We start from the raw sequence: 19,446 nt of genomic DNA, 5'->3' as shown, positions 1-19,446 counted from the left end.
GGCTCAGCCGTGCCGTTGATCGCATGTCGTTAGTTAGGCGTACTATCGGCATCATGGACGAGTTGACCCAGCGGCGGCGCCTGCTGATCCTGACGATCTGCTGCATGAGCCTGCTCATCGTCAGTCTCGACAACACCGTCCTGAACGTCGCCCTCCCCTCCATGCGCCGCGATCTGGACGCCTCCGTGGCCGGCATGCAGTGGACGATCGACGCGTACACGCTGGTCCTGGCCTCGCTCCTGATGCTGGCGGGCTCCACCGCGGACCGGATCGGCCGCCGCAAGGTCTTCATCGCCGGTGTCGTGCTCTTCACCGCCGGCTCGGTGCTCTGCTCGCTCGCGCCGAGCCTGGGCTGGCTGATCGCCTTCCGGATGATCCAGGCCGTCGGCGGCTCGATGCTCAACCCGGTCGCCATGTCGATCATCACCAACACCTTCACCGAACCGCGCGAGCGCGCCCGTGCCATCGGCGTCTGGGGGGCGGTCGTCGGCATCTCCATGGCCGCCGGCCCGCTGATCGGCGGCCTGCTCGTGGACTCGGTCGGCTGGCGGTCGATCTTCTGGATCAACCTCCCCGTCGGCATCGTCGCCCTCGTACTGACCCTGCGCTACATCCCGGAGTCCCGGGCCGACCACCCGCGCCGCCCGGACCCGGTCGGGCAGCTGCTGGTCATGGGGCTGCTCGGCTCGGTCACGTTCGGGATCATCGAGGCCCCCGCCGCGGGACTGCGCTCCCCGCTGATCCTGGGCTGCGCGCTCGTCGCCGTCCTGTCCCTGGCCGGGCTGCTGGCCTACGAGTCCCGGCGCGCGGAGCCCCTGATCGACCCGCGGTTCTTCCGCAGCGCCCCCTTCAGCGGGGCCACGGTGATCGCGGTCAGCGCCTTCGCCGCGCTGTCCGGGTTCCTGTTCCTGAACACCCTGTACCTCCAGGACGTACGGGGCCTCGACGCCCTGGACGCCGGCCTGTACATGCTGCCCATGGCGGCCTTCGCCTTCCTCTGCGCCCCCGTGTCGGGACGGCTCGTCGCCACCCGGGGACCGCGGCTCCCGCTGCTGGTCGCGGGCGTGACCATGGGGGCGAGCGGGCTGCTGTTCGCGGCGTTCTCGGCCGAGAACTCGACGCCGATGCTGTTCTGCGGGTACGTGCTCTTCGGCATCGGGTTCGGCCTGGTCAACGCGCCGATCACGAACACCGCCGTCTCCGGGATGCCCCGCGCCCAGGCCGGCGTGGCCGCCGCGGTGGCCTCCACCAGCAGGCAGACCGGCGGGGCGCTGGGCGTGGCGATCGTGGGCGCGGTCCTGGCCGCCGGGATGGCCGGCGGATCCGGTTCCGCCGCCGCGTTCACGGCCGCGGCCCGGCCCGCCTGGTGGATCATCACGGCGTGCGGACTGCTCGTCCTGTGCGTCGGCTTCGCCACCAGTGGCGGCTGGGCCCGGGAGACGGCCCTGCGCACGGCCCGCGCCCTGGAGCCGCAGTCCGGCTCCGCGCGTACGGACGCCGCACCGCGGCGCTGAGGCGGGGCGCCCGCGCCTCCTGGTCCGCGCCTCCTGGCCGGTGTCCCCTCGCCGGCGCGCTACTCGTCGCAGGCGAAGTCGTCGCCGTGCGAGTCGATCCGGTCGAGCAGGCCGCGCAGCGCTTCCTGGTCCCGGTCCGAGAGCCGGGCGAACAGTCCGACTTCCACCGCGTCGAGGGCCGCGTTCGTCTTCGCGAGGGCCGTGGTGCCGGCGTCGGTGATGGCCACGTTGTGGCGGCGGCGGTCGGCCGGGTCCCGGCGGCGCTCGACGAGTCCGTCGCCCTCGAGGTCGTTGAGGATCCCGACGAGCACGCTCGGATCCACCTCCAGCCGCTCCGCCAGCGCGCGCTGGCCGACCGGGCCACCGTCCAGGTACGTCAGGGTCATCGCGTGGCGCGGGGTGAGTCCGGCGGCGCTGAGCGCCTTCTTCATGCGGGTCTGAGTGACCGATCCGTGCCAGGCCAGCAGCATGCCCAGCCGCTGCGGCGGGTGCGTGGGGTCCTGAGGCGCCGTCATGTCCACATCGTAACAACCGGGAAATGATTGCGCCCTGCCGATCGTTGATGGTATTCAATGGTTCTACATCGCCGATCGTTGGAGCCCGCCATGTTCATCGCCTATGCCGTCGTCGCCGGACTGCTCGCGCTCACGCTCGCCGCGTCCGCGACCTTCACACTCCAGCGCAACCCCGCGATCACCGAGAGCATGAGGAAGGTCGGGGTGCCCGATTCCTGGCTCCCCCGGCTGGCCACCCTCAAGGCGGCCGGCGCGATAGGCCTGGTCGCGGGCCTGTGGCTGACCCCGCTGGGCATCGCCGCCGCCATCGGCGTGACCCTCTACTTCCTCGGCGCGATCCTCACCCACGTGCGCGCGAAGGACTACGACTTCGCCCCCGCGGCCGTCCTCGCCCTGGTCGCGGTCGCCGCCCTGGTCCTGCGCGCGGCGGCCTGACGCACCCTGCGCCGCAGCCCCTGCCCCGGCCTCCTGGACACTTATTCTTCGCGCAGATAGTCTGCGCGAAGAATGTCTACCAGGAGGCCCCCATGTGGGAGTACGAGCACGGCATCGAGACCACCGCCGCACCCGAGGCGATCTGGGCCCTGTGGGCCGACGTCGAGAACTGGGGCACCTGGAACGCCGACATCGAGGAGATCGAGCTCCGGGGCCCCTTCGCGGCGGGCGCGGAGATCACCATGACCCCGGCCGGCCAGGACCCGGTGGAACTGCTCGTCACCGAGGCCGTCGAGGGCGAGATGTTCGTCGACGAGGCGCGCTTCGGCGGCCTGGTCCTGCGGACCGCCCATCGGATCGAGCGGCTCGGCCCGGCGCTCGACCCGGCGCTCAGCCGGGTGGTGTACCGGATGGAGATCAGCGGCGAGGGCGCCGCCGAGGCGGGCCCGGAGATCGGGCCGGCCATCACGGCCGACTGGCCCGAGACCATGGCCGCGCTGGTCCGGACGGCCCAGGGCTGATGGCCCTGACCCCCGGCGAGAGCCCCGGTTTCCTCCTCTGGCACGCCACCCTGCGCTGGCAGCGGAGCATCGCCGCGGCACTGGGCCCCCTGGGCCTGACCCACGTGCAGTTCGTCCTCCTCGCCTGTGCCTGGTGGCTCAACGAGCAGGGCGAGCAGCCCAACCAGCAGGCGCTGGCGCGCCAGGCGGGCACCGACGTGAAGATGACCTCCCAGGTGGTGCGCACCCTGGAACAGAAGGGGCTCCTCGCCCGCGAGGTCGATCCGGCGGACACCCGCGCCAAGCGGCTGCGGGTCACCGCGGCCGGGGCCGAGCTGGCGCCGCGGGCGATCGCCGCCGTCGAGGGGGTCGACGAGGAGTTCTTCCGGCCGGTCGCCCGAGGGGACGCCGTCACCCTGCTGAGCCGCCTGGCCCACCCCGAATCCTGACGCCGCCTCCTCCCCACCCCTCCCCACCCAGCCCCGTCCGCCTTGCGGGCGGGGCTTCCTTGCGCGAACGAGTGACAGATATTGAAATCTGTCATCCGTCATGCCATTCTCGTTCCATGACGACGAACCAGAGCACCTCGAAGACCGGCACCGCACAGGCCGGCACCGCACAGGCCGCCGCCCGCACCCTCGGCAGCACCGGGCCCGGCGTCTTCCCGCTGGGGCTGGGCTGCATGGGGATGTCCGCCCTCTACGGCGAAGCCGACCGGGCGGAGTCCCTCGCCACCATCCACGCCGCCCTCGACGCCGGGGTCACCCTCCTCGACACGGGCGACTTCTACGGCATGGGGCACAACGAGCTCCTCATCAACGAAGCCCTGCGCACCGCCCCCGTCGCGGCCCGCGACCAGGCACTGACCAGCGTGAAGTTCGGCGCCCTGCGCACGGTCGAGGGCGGCTTCACCGGGTACGACGGGCGGCCGGAGGCCGTCAAGAACTTCCTGGCCTATTCGCTCCAGCGGCTCGGCCGGGACCACATCGACGTCTACCGCATCGCCCGGGTGGACCCCGACGTGCCGATCGAGGAGACCGTCGGCGCGATCGCCGAGGCCGTCACCGCCGGGCACGTCCGGCACATCGGGCTCTCCGAGGTCGGCGCGGACACGCTGCGCCGGGCCGCCGCCGTCGCTCCGATCGCCGACCTCCAGATCGAGTACTCCCTCATCTCCCGCGGCATCGAGGAGGAGATCCTGCCGACCGCCCGCGAGCTCGGCATCGGCGTCACGGCGTACGGCGTCCTGTCCCGCGGCCTGATCAGCGGCCACTTCACCCGCGACCGGGCGCTGGCTCCGGGCGACTTCCGCGGGATGAGCCCGCGCTTCCAGGGCGGGAACCTCGACCGGAACCTCGACCTGGTCGACGCCCTGCGCAAGGTCGCCGACGAGAAGGGCGTCACCGTCGCCCAGACGGCCATCGCCTGGGTGCTCTCCCGGGGCGAGGACATCGTGCCCCTGGTCGGCGCCCGCACCCGCGACCGGCTCGGCGAGGCGCTGGGCGCCCTTCAGGTCACCCTGACCCCCGCCGATCTGGCCGCCATCGAGGACGCGGTCCCGGCCGGTGCGGCCGCCGGCGAGCGGTACCCGGCGGCGCAGATGGCCCACCTGGACAGCGAGCACTGATCCGGCTGTACGGTCGTACTCATGCCACCCGCAGCCGCCGAGCCCCTCACCCCCGAGCGCATCCTCGAAACCACCGAGGAGGTGCTGCGCCGCTTCGGCCCGACCAAGGCGACCGTGGTGGACGTGGCGCGCGCCCTGGGCGTCAGCCACGGCAGCGTGTACCGGCACTTCCCGTCGAAGGCCGCGCTGCGCGAGGCCGTCACGGACCGCTGGCTCGCCAAGAGCGTGGTCATGCTGGAGGAGATCGCCTCGGCCCCGGCCGAGCCCGCCCCCTCCAAGCTGGAGTCGTGGCTGGAGGCGCTGTTCGAGGCCAAGCGCCACAAGGCGGGTGACGACCCTGAGCTGTTCGCGACGTACATCGTGCTGCTGGACGAGAGCAGCGGCGTGGTGGAGCAGCATCTGACCCAGCTGATCGAGCAGCTGTCCCGGATCATCGGCGAGGGGGTCGCGGCGGGATCGCTCAGCGCGCCCGACGTACCGGCCGCCGCGCGCGCGGTGTTCGACGCCACCGGCCGCTTCCACGATCCGCAGTACGCGGCGGACTGGCTCAAGCCGACCATCACCGCGGAGTTCGAGGCGGTCACCGCCCTGGTCATCCGGGGCCTGCGCGCCTGACCCCTGGAACCGGCCGCTCCGGACAGCTTGATCATCATTTGGGGCGGCGGACCCTTGCCGCGCACCCGCCGTGTTCCTACGTTCCCCCTTACCGCACACCGTCAGGTCTGTTCCAGGGGGAACCTTGTCCACTCAGCAAGAACCGGCAGCACCGTCCGGGCCGCCGGCCCGGTCCGGAGCCGCCGCCGCGATCGGCTGGATCCTGACCATCGGGTTCAACGTGGTCGCGCCGATCCTCACGTACAACATGCTCACCGACCGGGGCTGGAGCGAGTTCGCCGCGCTCCTGGTCAGCGGCATCTGGCCGGTGGTCGACTCCGTCGTCCACCTCGCCTGGCGCCGCAAGGTCGACGAGTTCGCCGTGGTCACCCTGGTCTTCCTGGTGATCACCGCTCTCGTCGCGCTGATCGGTACGCACTCGGCGCGCGCCCTGCTCGTCAAGGACTCGGGAGTGACGGGTCTGTTCGGCGCGCTCTGCGTCGCCACCCTGTTCACGCCCCGGCCGCTGATGTTCTACTTCGGCCGCAAGTTCGGGACCGACGGGACCAAGGAAGGCGTGGCGTACTTCAACGGGCTCTGGCAGTACCCCGACTTCCGCAAGGCGATGCGGCGGATGACCACCGTCTGGGGCGTCGCGTACCTGGTGGAGGCCGCGCTGCGGGTGGTGCTGGCGTACACGCTGAGCGTCGACACGATGGTCTGGGTCAGCCCCGTCCTGATCTACGGGTTCCTGGTCTCGCTGATCGTCTGGACCATCCGCTTCTCGAAGCGCAGCCAGGCCGAGGGTGAGGCCAGGGCAGCGGCCGCAGCGGCGGCGGCAGCCGCGGAGACCGGCAGTCCGGCGCCCGCATGACCGGCCCGGAGGACGGCAGTGGCCCGGTGCGCGATGCGCACCGGGCCACTGCCGCATCTGCGGCGCGAACCTAGCAGCCGAGCAGGCGGCTGCCGAGGTAGGTCTGGATCTGGTCCAGGGAGACGCGCTCCTGCTTCATGGTGTCGCGCTCGCGCACGGTCACCGCGTTGTCGTCCAGGGTGTCGAAGTCGACGGTGACGCAGAACGGCGTACCGATCTCGTCCTGGCGACGGTAGCGGCGGCCGATGGCGCCCGCGTCGTCGAACTCGATGTTCCAGAACTTGCGCAGGTCGGCGGCGAGGCCCTTGGCCTTCGGCGACAGCTGCGCGTTGCGGGACAGCGGCAGGACGGCGACCTTGACCGGGGCCAGGCGCGGGTCGAGGCGCATCACGGTGCGCTTCTCCATGACGCCCTTGGCGTTGGGGGCCTCGTCCTCGTTGTACGCGTCGAGCATGAAGGCGAGCATGGCGCGGTTGACGCCGGCCGCCGGCTCGATGACGTACGGGGTGTACTTCTCCTTGGTCTCCTGGTCGAAGTACACGAGCTCCGAGCCGGAGGCGGCGGAGTGGGCCTTGAGGTCGAAGTCGGTGCGGTTGGCCACGCCTTCGAGCTCGGAGAACTCATTGCCACCGAAGTTGAAGCGGTACTCGATGTCGGCGGTGCGCTTCGAGTAGTGGGACAGCTTCTCCTTCGGGTGGTCGTACCAGCGGATGTTCTCCTCGCGGATGCCGAGGTCGCGGTACCAGTTCCACCGCTCCTGCATCCAGTACTCCTGCCACTGCTCGTCCTCGCCCGGCTTGACGAAGAATTCCATCTCCATCTGCTCGAACTCGCGGGTGCGGAAGATGAAGTTGCCGGGGGTGATCTCGTTGCGGAAGGACTTGCCCATCTGCGCGATGCCGAAGGGGGGCTTCTTGCGCGAGGTGGTCATCACGTGGGCGAAGTTGGTGAAGATGCCCTGGGCCGTCTCGGGGCGCAGGTACGCCTTGGAGCCGGTGTCCTGGGTGGGGCCGAGGTGGGTCTCCAGCATGCCGGAGAACTGCTTGGGCTCGGTGAACTGGCCCTTCACGCCGCAGTTGGGGCAGTTGATGTCGGCGAGACCGTTGGCGGGCACGCGGCCGTGCTTGGCCTCGTACGCCTCTTCCAGGTGGTCGGCGCGGTGGCGCTTGTGACAGGAGGTGCACTCGGTCAGCGGGTCCGAGAAGGTGCCGACGTGACCGGAGGCCACCCAGACCTCGGGGGCCAGGATCACGGACGAGTCGAGGCCGACGATGTCCTCACGCCCGGTGACCATCGCCTTCCACCACTGGCGCTTGATGTTCTCCTTGAGCTCGACACCGAGCGGACCGTAATCCCAGGCGGCCTTGGAGCCGCCGTAGATGTCACTGCACGGGAAAACGAAGCCACGGCGCTTGCTCAGGCTGACGATGGTTTCGATCTTGTCGGCGGCCACGGTGCTCTCTTCATTTACGAGGACGAACGGCGAAGCCTCAAGGTTACCGGCGCCCGCACCCCCCCTTTCAAATCGGGACCCCCCTCCCCAGGCCCTCCGCACCCCTCCCACCAGGGTTTTTGACAATCGTTTCCATCTTTGATGAAAATGGATGTCATGAACGTACGACGACGCCTCATACCGACCGCCGCCCTCGCCGGAGCCGTGGCCCTCGCCGCCACGGCTCTCACCGCCTGCTCGGGCACGGCCGGTGCCGCCGGAGCCAAGGACGGCAAGCTCGACGTGATGGCGTCGTTCTATCCGATGCAGTTCCTCGCCGAGCAGATCGGCAAGGACCACGTGAAGGTCGACACCCTCACCAAGCCGGGCGTCGAGCCGCACGACCTGGAGATCACCCCGAAGCAGACCGCGCAGCTCGGCGAGGCCGATGTCGTCCTCTACCTCAAGACGCTGCAGCCCGCCGTCGACAAGGCCGTCGCCCAGTCCGGCGTGAAGAACATCGTCGACGCCGCCACCCTCACCAAGCTGGAGGTGCACGGCACCTCCGGCCACGGCGAAGAGGGTCACGAGCACACCGACGGCGACGAGCACGCCGCCGAGCACGTCGAGGGCGACGGCCACAACCACGGTGAAGCCGGCGAGGACCCGCACGTCTGGCTCGACCCGGTCAAGTACGCGGAGATCGCCAAGGGCGTCGGCGCGGCCCTGGAGAAGTCCGACCCCGGCCACGCGGCGGACTACAAGAAGAACACCGACGAGCTCGTCGCCAAACTGGGCGCGCTCGACACCGAGTTCAAGGACGGCCTGAAGAACACGGCCTCCAAGACCTTCATCACCACCCACTCCGCCTTCGGCTACCTCGCCGAGCGGTACGGCCTCGACCAGGAGGGCATCTCCGGCGTCGACCCCGAGTCCGAGCCCAGCCCGGCCCGGATGAAGGAGCTCCAGACCCTCTCGAAGCAGGACAATGTGTCGACGGTGTTCTTCGAGACCCTGGCCAGCGACAAGACGGCCAAGACCCTCGCGGCCGACACCGGCCTGAAGACCGACGTCCTGGATCCCCTGGAGGGAATCACGGACAAGTCCCAGGGCGCTGACTACTTCGAGGTCATGCGGGCCAACCTGAAGAACCTGCAGAAGGCACTCGGCACCAAGTAATGGCAACAGCAGTAGCGGCATCGGAGGCGCGAGCCATGGAGTCCAAGCCCACCCAGGCCCTGGACCAGCCCGTCATATCCCTGCGCGGGGCCACGGCCTCGCTCGGCTCGCGCCCCGTGCTGCGCGGCATCGACCTCACCGTCCGCAGCGGTGAGGTCGTCGCCCTGCTCGGCGCCAACGGTTCCGGCAAGTCCACGGCCGTCCGCGCCGTGGTCGGCCAGGTCCCGCTGAGCGACGGCGCCCTGTCCCTCTTCGGCACCGACTTCAAGCGCTTCCGCGACTGGTCGCGCATCGGCTACGTGCCCCAGCGCACCACCGCCGCCAGCGGGGTCCCCGCCACCGTCCGCGAGGTCGTCTCCGCCGGCCGGCTCGCCCGGACCCGCTTCGGGTTCCTGCGCAAGGCCGACAAGGCCGCCGTGGAGCGCGCGCTCGACCTGGTCGACATGGGCTCCCACGCCGACGCCTCGGTCAACGCCCTCTCCGGCGGTCAGCACCAGCGGGTGCTCATCGCCCGTGCGCTCGCCGGTGAACCCGAGCTGCTGATCATGGACGAGCCGATGGCCGGCGTGGACCTGGCCAACCAGGAGGTCCTGGCGAACGCCCTGCGCAGCCAGGTGGCCGCCGGCACCACCGTGCTGCTCGTCCTGCACGAGCTGGGCCCGCTGGAGCCGCTCATCGACCGCGCCGTCGTCCTGCGCGACGGCTGCGTCACGCACGACGGCCCGCCCCCGGAGGCCCTGGGCCAGCACGCGCTGCCCGGCCACGACCACGTACACCCCCACTCTGCGCACGACGCCGAGCCGCTCCGGACGGGACTGCTGAGCTGATGGACCTCCTCGACTACGCCTTCATGCAGCGGGCCCTCATCGCCGCCGCCCTCGTCGGCATCACGGCCCCCGCGATCGGCACGTACCTCGTGCAGCGCCGCCAGGCCGTCATGGGCGACGGCATCGGGCACGTGGCGATGACGGGTGTCGCGCTCGGCTTCCTGCTCAACACGAGCCCGGTGTGGATGGCCACCCTCGTCGCGGTCATCGGCGCGGTCGGCATGGAGCTGATCCGCTCCCGCGGCAAGACCAGCGGGGACATCGCGCTGGCCATGCTCTTCTACGGCGGCCTGGCCGGCGGCGTCATGATCATCAACCTGGCTCCGGGCGGCTCGACGGCCAATCTGACCAGCTACCTGTTCGGCTCCATCACCACGGTCTCGGCCGAGGACATCACCGCGGTCGTGGTCCTCGCCCTGTTCGTCGTCGCCGTCACCCTGGGCCTGCGCCGCCAGCTGTTCGCGGTCTGCCAGGACGAGGAGTTCGCCCGGGTCACCGGCCTGCCGGTGCGCTTCCTGAACCTGCTGATGGCCGTCACCGCGGCCGTCACCGTCACCGTCGCGATGCGCATCGTCGGCCTGCTGCTGGTCAGCGCCATGATGGTGATCCCGGTCGCGGCCGCCCAGCGCGTCACTCGCGGGTTCACCGCCACCCTGACGGTGGCCATGGTGATCGGCGTACTGGTCTCGCTGTCCGGCACGGCCGCCACCTACTACATCGACGCACCCTCCGGCGGCACGATCGTGCTGCTCGCCATCGCCGTCTTCATGGTGATGACGGCGGTGTCCACCCCGCTGGCCCGGCGCCGGGCCAGGGCCGCCCGCGCCGCCGAGGAAGTCTGTACGCGGGACGACGTAAAGGTCTGAAGACCTCGGGCGGTCGGCCGCCTGGCACAATGGGCCGCAGCCGAGACGAGGAGGAACCGGTGGCGACTGCGCCTGGCGAGATGAACACCGCGCCAGTACGAGGACGATCCACCCGGCAGCGAGCCGCCGTAGCGGCCGCGCTGGACGAGGTGGACGAGTTCCGCAGTGCCCAGGAACTCCACGACATGCTCAAGCACCGTGGCGATTCCGTGGGCCTGACCACCGTCTACCGCACCCTGCAGTCCCTCGCGGACGCCGGCGAGGTCGACGTGCTGCGCACCAGCGACGGCGAGTCCGTCTACCGGCGCTGCTCCACCGGGGACCACCACCACCACCTGGTCTGCCGCAAGTGCGGCAAGGCCGTCGAGGTGGAGGGCCCGGCGGTGGAGAAGTGGGCCGAGGCCATCGCCGCGGAACACGGCTTCGTGAACGTCGCCCACACGGTGGAGATCTTCGGCACCTGCGCGGACTGCGCGGCCGCCGGCTAGAACCGGCGCAGCTTGCCGTCGAGCAGGGCCCGTACGCGCGCCGCCTCGGCGGGCCCGGACGTGCCCCGCTTGGGCAGCGCCAGGACGGCACGGCCCCGGCGCACGGTCAGTACGAACAGCTCGGGCGTCTCGCAGTACCCGGCCAGGGCCTGCCAGTCGACGGACGAGCGGCCGGGACCGGTGCCCGTGGTGGTGACTCCGGCCTCGCCCAGCACCGTCCGGCAGTCACCGTACGGCTCGACGTCCGCGTAGCTCTGGCGGGCGATCCTGCGCCGTGCCCGTACCGTTCCCGTCACCGCCACGAGGAACACGACGCCGCTCGCGATGCCGGTGATGCCGGGATCGAAGCCGCGCAGCCAGGCGTACACCACCACACCGGCCAGTGCCATCACGGGAGGCAGGACCAGCTCCCGGCGCCCGGGCCAGGTCCCGAAGGTCCAGGCCCGCAGCGCCGTGCGGTAGTCGTCGTGCGTCGGCCTGTAGTCGAGCGCCATCTCCCCGGTGTCCATGCCCTGGAGGCTAACCGGCGGAGGCCGAACCCTCCCCCTGGTTCGGGACCGCGCCGCCGAAGCGGCGGTCGCGCTGGGCGTACTCGTAGCAGGCCGCCCACAGGTCGCGGCGGTCGAAGTCGGGCCACAAGGTGTCCTGGAACACCATCTCGGCGTACGCGCTCTGCCAGATCAGGTAGTTGGAGGTGCGCTGCTCGCCGCTCGGGCGCAGGAAGAGGTCCACGTCCGGCATGTCCGGGTAGTACATGTACTTGGCGAAGGTCTTCTCGTTGACCTTCGACGGGTCCAGCTTCCCCGCCGCCACATCGCGGGCGATGGCCTGCGCCGCGTCCGCGATCTCGGCGCGGCCGCCGTAGTTGACGCAGAAGTAGAGGGTCATCGCGTCGTTGTCGACGGTCTGCTCCTGTGCGACCTGGAGCTCCTGGACGACCGACTTCCACATCTTCGGCATGCGGCCGGTCCAGCGGATGCGGATGCCCAGCTCGTTCATCTCGTCGCGGCGGCGCCGGATGACGTCGCGGTTGAAGTTCATGAGGAAGCGCACCTCGTCGGGCGAGCGCTTCCAGTTCTCCGTCGAGAAGGCGTACAGGGAGAGGTTCTTGACGCCCATCTCCAGGCAGCCCTTGAGCACGTCGAGTACGACACCCTCGCCCACCTTGTGGCCCTCGGTGCGCGGCAGCCCGCGCTCCTTGGCCCAGCGGCCGTTGCCGTCCATGACGATCGCAACGTGGTTGGGGATGAGGTCACCGGGGATCTTCGGCGGACGCTCACCGGAGGGGTGCGGCTCGGGAACCTTGTACTCGCGGCGAGAGCGTCCCAGAATCCCGCGTCGTGCCATGTGCCCAGCTCCTATTTCTCGACGTATCGAAGGGAGCGTAGCCCGCGCTCCAGATGCCAGTGCAAGTAGGCGGATACCAGCCCGCTGCCCTCCCGCACGTGACGCGCCTCGCACGCGTCGGCATGTCCCCAGTCGCCCGTCAGCAGGGCGCTGAGCAGGGCGATGGCCTCCGACGAGGGTACGACGCTGCCGGGAACGCGGCAGTCGCCGCATATGACCCCGCCCGCGGCGACGGAGAAGTGCCGGTTGGGGCCGTGGAGTCCGCACTTCGCGCAGTCGTCGAAGCTGGGCGCGTAGCCGTTGACGGCGAGGGAGCGCAGCAGGAAGGCGTCGAGGATGAGGTTGGGGGCGTGTTCGCCGCGCGAGAGGGTGCGCAGGGCGCCGACGAGCAGGAGGTACTGCTGTACGGCGGGCTCGCCCTCGTGGTCGGTGAACCGCTCGGCGGTCTCCAGCATCGCGGTGCCGGCGGTGTAGCGGGCGTAGTCGGTGACGATGCCGTTGCCGTACGGGGCGATGATCTGGGTCTGCGTGCAGAGCGGCAGGCTGCGGCCGATCAGTTCGCCGCTGCGCGAGAAGAACTGCACGTCGGCGTGGGAGAAAGGTTCCAGCCCGGCGCCGAACTTGGACTTGGTGCGCCGGACGCCGCGGGCGACGGCCCGGACCCGGCCGTGGCCACGGGTCAGGAGCGTGATGATGCGGTCCGCCTCACCCAGCTTCTGGGTGCGCAGCACGATGCCGTCGTCGCGGAACAGACTCATGGACTCCATTGTCCCGTACGCCACCGACAGGACGGACTCCCCGAACCGGCTCCCGAACCGGCTCCCCGAACGGCAGCGTCCCCCGCCGGGCACGAGGCCCGGCGGGGGACACCCCTTGGGAGGATCAGGCGGTCGGCGCCGGGGCGGGCTCGCCCTCGCCCGACTGGGCCGGAATGGCTGCCGTGGGCTCGTCGTCCGCCGCCGCGGCCGCGGCCACCGGGGCGTCGGCCTTCGGGGCCTCGGCCGGGGCGTCGGCCGGGGCGTCGGCCGGGGCGTCGGCCGGGGCGTCGGCCGGGGCGTCGTGCGCACCGTCCTTGCCCAGACCGTTGAAGATCAGGTTCAGGACGATCGCGGCCGTGGCACCGAGCGTCACACCGCTGTTGAGCAGCGAGGAGAGGTCCGCGTCCATGTGGTCCTTGAAGAGGACCGGGACGGTGGCGGGGAGCAGCGCGAAGGCCAGGGAGACACCCACGACGAGCGCGTTCTTCTCCTCCTTGAGGTCGACCTTGGCCAGGGTCTGGATGCCCGCCAGGGCCACCATCGCGAACATCACGGTCGCGGCGCCGCCGAGCACTCCGTGCGGGACCGCGGCGACGATCGCGGCGGCCTTGGGGATCAGGCCGAGCAGGATCATGAAGGCGCCCGCGGCGACGACGACGAAGCGGCTCTTGACCTTGGTCATGCGGACCAGGCCGACGTTCTCGGCGAAGGCCACGTACGGGAAGGAGTTCAGGACACCGCCGAGGGCGGTCGCCGCTCCGTCGGCACGCAGGGCACGGGCCACGGTCTCGCTGTCGATGTCCTTGCCGACGATGTCACCGACGGCGTAGGTGTCACCGGTGGTCTCGACCATGGTGATCAGCATGACGATGAGCATCAGCACGATCGGGAACCACTCGAACTTCGGCGCACCGTAGTAGAACGGGGTGGTGATGCCGATCCAGTCCGAGTTGCTCACGTCGCCGAACTTGGCGTCGCCGAGCAGGAAGGCGACGGCGGTGCCGCCGACGAGGCCGAGCAGGATGGAGATGCTGTTGAGGAACGGCTTGCCGAGCTTCATCAGGATCAGGATGAAGAGCATCGTGCCGCCGGCGTAGGCGAAGTGCTTCGGGTCACCGAAGTCGGGGCTGCCGAGGCCGCCCGCCGCGTCGTTCAGACCGACCGGGATCAGCACGATGCCGAGGACGGTGATCACCGTTCCGGTGACGACCGGCGGGAAGAGCCGCATGATCGTCCGGAAAGCCTTGGGGGGCAGCCAGGCGAAGGCGAAGGTGGCGATGCCGGCCGTGATGACCGCGCCGTAGATGACGAGGAGACCCGCCGTCCCGCCGCCCGCTCCGAGACCGATGGCGATCATCGGGGACACGGCGGTGAAGGTGACGCCCTGGATCAGGGGAAGCCGTGCACCGATCCTGCCGATGCCCCACGCCTGGATGATCGAGGCGATACCGCAGGTGAAGAGGTCGGCATTGATCAGGTAGACCAGTTGCTCGGTGGTGAGCCCGAGGGCGCCACCGACGATGATCGGAACGATCACCGCACCGGCGTAGAACGCGAGTACGTGCTGGAAGCCGTACAGCGCGAGCTTGGGGAGGGGGAGCACCTCGTCGACCGGGTGCGTGCTCTGCTTTCCGGTGGCGGAAAGCGGTGCGGCGACACGTGCCATCTCTGCCTTGCCCTTCAATGAGGTAGGTAACTGAGAGGAAGCTGAAGGAAGCGGGTTGTCCCTGCCGAAGTGGGTCGTTAGCCCGTTGATCCGGCAGGGTTGTCGTTGCGTCCACGTGAATCGAAGCTCCGCGGTGTTACCGGCGGCGTCTCCTCGTGTGACCGGAATTGAACGCCTGTGGGGCCGCTCACAGATATCGTCGACTTCTACAAAATGTTGACCGCGCGGCGTACAGGATCTGGAGATTTCTCCAGTGGCGGAGACCCCCGGTGTCGACTATGGCCAACGCTTCGCGAAATCAGCGCTTCCGGCTGCGCGAACGCGAAGGACGTACGCGGTGACGTGCGGGTCAACACTCCGCAGGCCGTTCTGCCACGCAAAGAAGAAGGCTCCGCTCCGTCCGTCCACCTGGCGGAAACACCCCGTACGGATGGCGCGCCTCCGCGGTTCACGGCACGCGGAAGGATCTCCGAATCGGGGGTGCGAGGCCCGATCGTTACCTCGGATTGTGCCGTTTTCGCCCACACCTTGAGACGCGGCCACGTCCGAAACCACCCGTGCCGCCGAAACGACCGCCTGCGCCGCCGTCTCGCACGCGACCGTCGTCGACGAACTGCGCTCCGACTTCCGCGTCCTCGTCCCGGTCCTCCCCATCGGCGGCCACCGCCTCCCCATGAACCCGGGCGCCGACCTCTCCGCCCACGGGGTCGCGGCTCTCCTCGCCGAGTTCCTCGACCGCCTCGACCTGCACGACGTCACCCTCGTCCAGAACGACGCCGGCATCGCCCAACTCCTCGTGGGCGTGCACGACGAGCGGATCGCACGCCTCGTCCTCGCCTCCTGCGAGGCCCTCGACAACTGCCCGCCGGGCCTCCAGGGCAAGGCCCTGCACACCGCGAGCAAGATCCCCGGAGCGCTCCACCTGCTCCTGCGGTCCTTCCGCTCGCCCTTCCTCGCCGGGATGCGGACCTCCCTCGGCGGCATGGCCAAGCGCCCGATCCCGCACGATCTGGTCCTGCGCTGGTACGGCCCGCTGCTCACCGACCCGGCCATCCGCCGCGACCTCGCCGTGATCCTGCGCGGCACGCGCAAGGACACCTACCTCCGGGCCGCCGACCGGCTGCGCTCCTTCGACCGCCCGGACGCTGATCCCCTTCGACAACCCCCGGGGGCTGCCCCTCGCCCTGCGCCGCTTCATCGCGGCACACCCCGCCCCCGGTGGTGCGGGGCTCCGTCTGAGGCCCGTACGGACCCCTACGGGACCTCGTGCGGTCCCGTACGGGTCCGGGCCCGGACCCCTACGGCGCCCGGACCGCCGACAGCAGCCGCGCGACCTCGTCCGCGTCGATGCGCAGCGCCGAGCCGACGGTCGCCAGCACCTCGCGCTCCGCGGGGATGTACGGGCCGTCCGCCAGGGCGACGCGCGCCCCCTGCAGCAGGATCGATTCGCGGCCCGGACCGGCCAGGTGCGGGGCCAGCGGCTCCAGGGCCTCGTGCAGTTCGATCGAGAGCGCGGCGCCGTAGCAGTCGGGGCCGTCGTAGAGCCCGAGCCGCCCCTCTTCGGCGGCCAGCCCGTCGACGAGGGACTCCAGCTGCTCCTCGGTGCAGTCCTGGAACCCGGCGGACCGTACGGCGCCCACGGCGGCCTCCAGCGCGCTGCGCGAGGTCGTCCCGCCGGCGGCCAGCACGGCCAGCGTCACCGTGTGCACGGCGTCGCGCAGCATCGCGGAGAAGCGGGTGGTGGTGAGGTGGTCCAGGACCTCGGTGGCGAAGCGCTCGCGGCACCCCTGGCACTCGACGACGGGGCCGGCCTGCCCGCGGGGCAGCAGCGGCACGCCGAGCACGGTGAAGCGGCGGCGCCCCGTGCGCCGGCGGTAGTTGCGGTCGCCACCGCAGTCGGGGCAGAAGAACTCCCCGTCCCCCACGGTGCTCCAGGTGGTGCGGATACCCCAGACCATCAGCTTCCGGCCGTCCCCACCCCGAACTGGCAGCACGTCGCACCTCCGTAACCTTCCGGCAACATCGCCGGGTTGGCGTGATGTTAGCCACATCGGTGAGGATGCGTCAGTCGTGTGACAAGACAACATCGCCCGGCCGCCGTACTTGGCCGATCTGCGCCCCTGCCCCCGCCCGGCCCCGCACCCGGCCCCACCTGCGCGCCCGTCGTCCACGGCCGCCCCCCGGCTTCCCTACGCTCGGCCGCATGAACGAGAAGTCCTGTCTGGTCACCGGTGCCGCGAGCGGCATCGGCCGGGCCACGGCCCTGCTGCTGGCCCGCTCCCGGGGCCCGGGTGACCGCGTCCGACGTCAACGGCCCCGGCCTGGAGGCCCTGCGCGCACGGCTGGCCGGTGAGGGGCACGAGATCACCGTGGTGACGGGTGACGTGTCCGATCCCGGGGCCAACCGCGCGATGGTGGAGGCCGCGGTCGGCGCGTACGGGCGGCTCGACGTCGCCGTGGCGAACGCCGGAGTGCTCCCTCTTTCGGATGTACGGGAGACCAGCCCCGAGGACTGGGACCGGGTCATGGCGATCGACGGCCGGGGCATGTTCCTGACCTGCAAGTACGCCATCGAGGCCATGACCGCGCAGCCCACGCCCGGCGGGGCGCTGGTCTGCGTGTCCTCGATCTCGGGGGTGGCCGGCCAGGCCCGCCAGGCCGCGTACGGCCCGGCGAAGTTCGTGGCCTCGGGGCTGACCAAGCACCTGGCGGTGGAGTGGGCGGCGCGGGGGATCCGGGTCAACGCGGTGGCCCCCGGGACCATCCGTACGGAGCGGGTGCTGGCGCTGACGGACGAGCCGGGCGGGCCGGAGTACCTCGAGGAGATCGCGGCTGCCCACCCGATGGGCCGGCTCGGCGAACCGGAGGAGGTCGCCCGCGTCATCGCCTTCCTGGCCTCCGACGCGGCCTCGTTCGTGACGGGCGTCGTCCTGCCGGTGGACGGCGGCTACCTGGCGCGCTGATCGCCGGAGCCGTGCGGAAACGGCGGAACCCCGCCCCTCCCGAAGGGGAGGAGCGGGGTTCCGGTGCGTCCGCGTACGATCAGCGGCCCGCGCGGTTGACGGCGGAGATGACCGCCTTCAGGGAGGCGCGGGTGGTGTTCGCGTCGATGCCGATGCCCCACAGGACGCGGCCGTCGATCGCGCACTCGATGTACGAGGCGGCGACCGCGGAGGCGCCCTCGCTCATCGTGTGCTCGGTGTAGTCCAGCAGGCGGGCGTCGATGCCGATCGCGGCCAGCGCGTCGAAGAAGGCCGAGATCGGGCCGTTGCCGGTGCCGTTCAGCACGGACTCGACGCCGTCCACGACCGCCTCGACGGTCAGCGTGTCGGTGCCGTCCTTGTCGGTGGCGGTCGAGCCGGAGCGCAGCTGGATGCGGCCCCACGGGTTCTCGGGGTTGGGCAGGTACTCGTCCTGGAAGACGTCCCAGATCGCCTTCGGGGTGACCTCGCCGCCCTCGGAGTCGGTCTTGGCCTGGATGATCCGCGAGAACTCGATCTGCATGCGGCGCGGCAGGTCCAGCTTGTGGTCGTTCTTCAGGACGTACGCGATGCCGCCCTTGCCGGACTGCGAGTTGACCCGGATGACCGCCTCGTAGGAGCGGCCGACGTCCTTCGGGTCGATGGGCAGATACGGGACCGCCCACTCGATGTCGTCGACGGTCTTGCCCTGGGCGGCCGCGTCGGCCTCCATGGCGTCGAAGCCCTTCTTGATGGCGTCCTGGTGGGAGCCGGAGAAGGCGGTGTAGACGAGGTCGCCCGCGTAGGGGTGGCGCGGGTGGACTTCCATCTGGTTGCAGTACTCGCTGGTGCGACGGATCTCGTCGATCTGCGAGAAGTCGATCTGCGGGTCGATGCCCTGCGAGAACAGGTTCATGCCCAGCGTGATCAGGTCGACGTTGCCGGTGCGCTCGCCCTGCCCGAACAGGCAGCCCTCGATGCGGTCGGCGCCGGCCATCAGGGCCAGCTCGGCGGCCGCCACGGCGGTGCCGCGGTCGTTGTGCGGGTGCACGGAGATGCAGATGTGCTCGCGGCGGGTCAGGTTGCGGGCCATCCACTCGAAGCGGTCCGCGTGGGTGGAGGGCGTCGAGCGCTCCACGGTGGCGGGCAGGTTCAGGATGATCTCGCGGCCCTCGGACGGCTGCCACACGTCGCAGACGGCCTCGCAGACCTCCAGGGCGAAGTCCAGCTCGGTGTCGGTGAAGATCTCCGGGCTGTACTGGTAGCCGAAGACGGTGTCGGCGCCCAGCAGCTTGTCGGCGTACTCCATGACCAGGCGGGTGCCGTCGACGGCGATCTGCTTGATCTGCTCCTTGGAGCCGCGGAAGACGACCCGGCGGAAGGTGGGCGCGGTCGCGTTGTACAGGTGCACGGTGGCGCGCTTGGCGCCGACCAGCGACTCCACGGTCCGCTCGATCAGGTCCTCGCGGGCCTGGGTCAGTACGGAGATGGTCACGTCGTCCGGGATCGCGCCCTCTTCGATGATGGAGCGCACGAAGTTGAAGTCGGTCTCACCGGAGGACGGGAAGCCGACCTCGATCTCCTTGTAGCCCATGCGCACCAGCAGGTCGAACATCTCGCGCTTGCGGGCGGGGGTCATCGGGTCGATCAGCGACTGGTTGCCGTCGCGCAGGTCCGTGGAGAGCCAGCGGGGCGCCTTGGTGACGCGGGCCTCGGGCCAGGTGCGGTCGGGAATGTCCACCTGCTCGTACGAGCCGTACTTGTGGATGGGCATCCCGGAGGGCTTCTGGGTGTGGGTCGCGTTCGTGATGGGCGTGGGGCGACCGACAAAAGTGTGCTGGCTCATGACGTAGGGCTCCTCGCG

The 19,446-nt window shown here is 70.5% G+C and carries 21 protein-coding genes; 12 read left to right on the top strand and 9 right to left on the bottom strand.

The genetic code is table 11. The features are described 5' to 3' along the window. Positions 1–53: 53 nt before the first annotated feature. Positions 54–1,514, top strand: a complete 1,461-nt coding sequence (locus tag OG898_RS18895; protein WP_266958154.1) for an MFS transporter — start codon at positions 54–56, stop codon at positions 1,512–1,514. Between the two features lie 59 nt (positions 1,515–1,573). On the opposite strand, the gene OG898_RS18890 is transcribed toward OG898_RS18895, so the two are convergent. Continuing rightward, a complete protein-coding gene (locus OG898_RS18890; RefSeq protein ID WP_250754286.1) occupies positions 1,574–2,029 on the bottom strand; it encodes a MarR family winged helix-turn-helix transcriptional regulator in 456 nt (151 codons plus the stop codon). Between the two features lie 90 nt (positions 2,030–2,119). Here OG898_RS18890 and OG898_RS18885 point away from each other — a divergent pair, with 90 nt between their 5' ends. From OG898_RS18885 to OG898_RS18860, 6 genes are all read left to right on the top strand, one after another. Further along, complete coding sequence (locus tag OG898_RS18885; protein ID WP_266958152.1) at positions 2,120–2,464, top strand: DoxX family protein; 345 nt, start codon at positions 2,120–2,122, stop codon at positions 2,462–2,464. A gap of 92 nt (positions 2,465–2,556) precedes the next feature. Next, positions 2,557–2,985: a polyketide cyclase gene (locus tag OG898_RS18880; RefSeq protein ID WP_266958150.1), complete on the top strand. Its 429-nt coding sequence runs from the start codon at positions 2,557–2,559 to the stop codon at positions 2,983–2,985. Continuing rightward, complete coding sequence (locus OG898_RS18875) at positions 2,985–3,413, top strand: MarR family winged helix-turn-helix transcriptional regulator (RefSeq protein WP_266958149.1); 429 nt, start codon at positions 2,985–2,987, stop codon at positions 3,411–3,413. The genes OG898_RS18880 and OG898_RS18875 overlap by 1 nt, the downstream gene beginning before the upstream one ends. 116 nt (positions 3,414–3,529) lie before the next feature. Continuing rightward, the gene (locus tag OG898_RS18870) at positions 3,530–4,591 is read left to right on the top strand and encodes an aldo/keto reductase (protein ID WP_266958148.1); all 1,062 of its coding nucleotides are present in this window, start codon (positions 3,530–3,532) and stop codon (positions 4,589–4,591) included. Between the two features lie 21 nt (positions 4,592–4,612). Further along, the gene (locus OG898_RS18865; protein WP_266958147.1) at positions 4,613–5,206 is read left to right on the top strand and encodes a TetR family transcriptional regulator; all 594 of its coding nucleotides are present in this window, start codon (positions 4,613–4,615) and stop codon (positions 5,204–5,206) included. A gap of 124 nt (positions 5,207–5,330) precedes the next feature. Continuing rightward, positions 5,331–6,059 carry a VC0807 family protein gene (locus OG898_RS18860; RefSeq protein ID WP_266958145.1) on the top strand — a complete coding sequence of 243 codons (729 nt, stop codon included), beginning with the start codon at positions 5,331–5,333 and terminating at the stop codon, positions 6,057–6,059. A gap of 70 nt (positions 6,060–6,129) precedes the next feature. Here OG898_RS18860 and OG898_RS18855 read toward each other — a convergent pair whose 3' ends face one another. Next, positions 6,130–7,512 (bottom strand): glycine--tRNA ligase, encoded by a 1,383-nt coding sequence (locus OG898_RS18855; protein WP_266958143.1) that lies wholly within the window; start codon positions 7,510–7,512, stop codon positions 6,130–6,132. A 156-nt stretch (positions 7,513–7,668) separates the two neighbouring features. On the opposite strand from OG898_RS18855, the gene OG898_RS18850 reads away from it, so the two are divergent. The 4 genes from OG898_RS18850 to OG898_RS18835 are packed head-to-tail and all read left to right on the top strand — an operon-like array spanning position 7,669 to position 10,851. Further along, entirely contained in the window at positions 7,669–8,670 is a 1,002-nt protein-coding gene (locus OG898_RS18850; protein WP_266958141.1) for a metal ABC transporter substrate-binding protein, read from the top strand. Between the two features lie 35 nt (positions 8,671–8,705). Continuing rightward, entirely contained in the window at positions 8,706–9,497 is a 792-nt protein-coding gene (locus OG898_RS18845; protein ID WP_250754302.1) for a metal ABC transporter ATP-binding protein, read from the top strand. Beyond that, positions 9,497–10,363, top strand: a complete 867-nt coding sequence (locus tag OG898_RS18840; RefSeq protein WP_266958138.1) for a metal ABC transporter permease — start codon at positions 9,497–9,499, stop codon at positions 10,361–10,363. The genes OG898_RS18845 and OG898_RS18840 overlap by 1 nt, the downstream gene beginning before the upstream one ends. A gap of 59 nt (positions 10,364–10,422) precedes the next feature. After that, positions 10,423–10,851, top strand: a complete 429-nt coding sequence (locus tag OG898_RS18835) for a Fur family transcriptional regulator (RefSeq protein WP_274552011.1) — start codon at positions 10,423–10,425, stop codon at positions 10,849–10,851. Here OG898_RS18835 and OG898_RS18830 read toward each other — a convergent pair. The 6 genes from OG898_RS18830 to OG898_RS18805 all read right to left on the bottom strand — a co-directional run bounded on the left by OG898_RS18830 (position 10,848) and on the right by OG898_RS18805 (position 16,616). Next, the gene (locus OG898_RS18830) at positions 10,848–11,360 is read right to left on the bottom strand and encodes a YcxB family protein (RefSeq protein ID WP_266958136.1); all 513 of its coding nucleotides are present in this window, start codon (positions 11,358–11,360) and stop codon (positions 10,848–10,850) included. The two genes, OG898_RS18835 and OG898_RS18830, sit on opposite strands and share 4 nt — an antisense overlap. A gap of 10 nt (positions 11,361–11,370) precedes the next feature. Then, the gene (locus OG898_RS18825) at positions 11,371–12,198 is read right to left on the bottom strand and encodes an isoprenyl transferase (protein WP_250754309.1); all 828 of its coding nucleotides are present in this window, start codon (positions 12,196–12,198) and stop codon (positions 11,371–11,373) included. 11 nt (positions 12,199–12,209) lie between these two features. Beyond that, positions 12,210–12,956 carry a DNA repair protein RecO gene (gene recO, locus OG898_RS18820; RefSeq protein WP_250754311.1) on the bottom strand — a complete coding sequence of 249 codons (747 nt, stop codon included), beginning with the start codon at positions 12,954–12,956 and terminating at the stop codon, positions 12,210–12,212. Between the two features lie 124 nt (positions 12,957–13,080). Beyond that, positions 13,081–14,622, bottom strand: a complete 1,542-nt coding sequence (locus tag OG898_RS18815; RefSeq protein ID WP_266958134.1) for a nucleobase:cation symporter-2 family protein — start codon at positions 14,620–14,622, stop codon at positions 13,081–13,083. Between the two features lie 496 nt (positions 14,623–15,118). Continuing rightward, positions 15,119–15,784: a hypothetical protein gene (locus tag OG898_RS18810; protein WP_266958132.1), complete on the bottom strand. Its 666-nt coding sequence runs from the start codon at positions 15,782–15,784 to the stop codon at positions 15,119–15,121. A gap of 136 nt (positions 15,785–15,920) precedes the next feature. Then, positions 15,921–16,616 (bottom strand): TerB family tellurite resistance protein, encoded by a 696-nt coding sequence (locus OG898_RS18805; RefSeq protein WP_250754317.1) that lies wholly within the window; start codon positions 16,614–16,616, stop codon positions 15,921–15,923. A gap of 297 nt (positions 16,617–16,913) precedes the next feature. Between OG898_RS18805 and OG898_RS18800 the strand changes: the two genes are divergently transcribed. Beyond that, positions 16,914–17,585 (top strand): SDR family NAD(P)-dependent oxidoreductase, encoded by a 672-nt coding sequence (locus OG898_RS18800; RefSeq protein WP_266958129.1) that lies wholly within the window; start codon positions 16,914–16,916, stop codon positions 17,583–17,585. Between the two features lie 79 nt (positions 17,586–17,664). On the opposite strand, the gene leuA is transcribed toward OG898_RS18800, so the two are convergent. Further along, complete coding sequence (gene leuA, locus OG898_RS18795) at positions 17,665–19,428, bottom strand: 2-isopropylmalate synthase (protein WP_250754321.1); 1,764 nt, start codon at positions 19,426–19,428, stop codon at positions 17,665–17,667. Between the last annotated feature and the right edge of the window lie 18 nt (positions 19,429–19,446).

The sequence above is a fragment of the Streptomyces sp. NBC_00193 genome (assembly GCF_026342735.1).
GTDB classification, from domain to species: Bacteria; Actinomycetota; Actinomycetes; order Streptomycetales; family Streptomycetaceae; genus Streptomyces; species Streptomyces stoeckheimensis.
This window is presented reverse-complemented; position numbering and strand designations above follow the sequence as displayed.

Bases quoted from the DNA above. Each gene is read 5' to 3' on its own strand.
- OG898_RS18865 (WP_266958147.1), top strand. From the start codon at position 4,613: ATGCCACCCGCAGCCGCCGAGCCCCTCACCCCCGAGCGCATCCTCGAA.
- OG898_RS18890 (WP_250754286.1), bottom strand. From the start codon at position 2,029: ATGACGGCGCCTCAGGACCCCACGCACCCGCCGCAGCGGCTGGGCATG.
- OG898_RS18850 (WP_266958141.1), top strand. From the start codon at position 7,669: ATGAACGTACGACGACGCCTCATACCGACCGCCGCCCTCGCCGGAGCC.
- OG898_RS18845 (WP_250754302.1), top strand. From the start codon at position 8,706: ATGGAGTCCAAGCCCACCCAGGCCCTGGACCAGCCCGTCATATCCCTG.
- OG898_RS18880 (WP_266958150.1), top strand. From the start codon at position 2,557: ATGTGGGAGTACGAGCACGGCATCGAGACCACCGCCGCACCCGAGGCG.
- OG898_RS18885 (WP_266958152.1), top strand. From the start codon at position 2,120: ATGTTCATCGCCTATGCCGTCGTCGCCGGACTGCTCGCGCTCACGCTC.
- OG898_RS18815 (WP_266958134.1), bottom strand. From the start codon at position 14,622: ATGGCACGTGTCGCCGCACCGCTTTCCGCCACCGGAAAGCAGAGCACG.
- OG898_RS18875 (WP_266958149.1), top strand. From the start codon at position 2,985: ATGGCCCTGACCCCCGGCGAGAGCCCCGGTTTCCTCCTCTGGCACGCC.
- OG898_RS18840 (WP_266958138.1), top strand. From the start codon at position 9,497: ATGGACCTCCTCGACTACGCCTTCATGCAGCGGGCCCTCATCGCCGCC.
- recO (WP_250754311.1), bottom strand. From the start codon at position 12,956: ATGAGTCTGTTCCGCGACGACGGCATCGTGCTGCGCACCCAGAAGCTG.
- OG898_RS18870 (WP_266958148.1), top strand. From the start codon at position 3,530: ATGACGACGAACCAGAGCACCTCGAAGACCGGCACCGCACAGGCCGGC.
- OG898_RS18895 (WP_266958154.1), top strand. From the start codon at position 54: ATGGACGAGTTGACCCAGCGGCGGCGCCTGCTGATCCTGACGATCTGC.
- OG898_RS18825 (WP_250754309.1), bottom strand. From the start codon at position 12,198: ATGGCACGACGCGGGATTCTGGGACGCTCTCGCCGCGAGTACAAGGTT.
- leuA (WP_250754321.1), bottom strand. From the start codon at position 19,428: ATGAGCCAGCACACTTTTGTCGGTCGCCCCACGCCCATCACGAACGCG.
- OG898_RS18830 (WP_266958136.1), bottom strand. From the start codon at position 11,360: ATGGACACCGGGGAGATGGCGCTCGACTACAGGCCGACGCACGACGAC.